This is a genomic window from Mesorhizobium sp. PL10, from assembly GCF_053714315.1.
In genome coordinates, this window is sequence record NZ_JBSKBR010000155.1 from 1 (window position 1) to 898 (window position 898).

The 898-nt window shown below is 64.8% G+C and carries 1 protein-coding gene; it reads left to right on the plus strand.

The window, feature by feature from the left end:
• Window positions 1–898, plus strand: an 898-nt coding sequence (gene hemA, locus ACWGTO_RS33595; RefSeq protein WP_454578967.1) for a 5-aminolevulinate synthase, incomplete at both ends; no start/stop codon positions are given.

Genomic DNA, 898 nt, shown 5'->3' on the forward strand with positions numbered 1-898 from the left:
GCCGCGCCGAGGAAATCACCGTCTGGTGTTCCAACGACTATCTCGGCATGGGCCAGAACCCGGACGTCATCGCCGCGTTGCAGAGCGCGGCCGGCAAGATGGGCTCGGGCGCCGGCGGCACCCGCAACATTTCGGGCACCTCGAACCCGCTGGTCCAGCTCGAAGTGGAACTGGCCGATCTGCACGACAAGGAAGCGGCTCTGGTCTTCACCTCCGGCTTCGTCTCCAACGAAGCCTCGATCTCGACCATTGCCCGGCTTTTGCCCAACTGCCTGATCATCTCGGACGAGTTGAACCACGCTTCGATGATCGAGGGCGTGCGGCGCTCGGGCGCCGAAAAGAAGATCTTTCGCCACAATGACGTCGCGCATCTCGAAAGCCTTTTGCAGGCGGCGGGTCGCGAACGCGCCAAGCTGATCGTCTTCGAGAGCGTCTATTCGATGGATGGCGACATTGCGCCGATCAGAGAGATCGTCGAACTGGCAGAACGCTACAATGCCATGACCTATGTCGACGAGGTCCACGCCGTCGGCATGTACGGACCGCGCGGCGGCGGCATCACCGAGCGCGAAGGCCTGGCCGACCGCATCGACATCATCGAAGGCACGCTCGCCAAAGCGTTCGGCACGCTCGGCGGCTATATCGCCGGCAACAGCGCCATCATCGATGCCGTGCGTTCCTACGCGCCGGGCTTCATCTTCACCACGGCGCTGCCGCCGGCGATTGCCGCCGCCGCCACCACCTCCATTCGGCATCTGAAGCGTTCGCAGGCCGAACGCGATGCGCAGCAGCGCCAGGCGGCGCGGACCAAGGAGGTCCTCAGCGCCGCCGGCCTGCCGGTGATGGAGTCGCCGACGCATATCGTGCCGGTGCTGGTCGGTGACCCCGAACTCTGCAA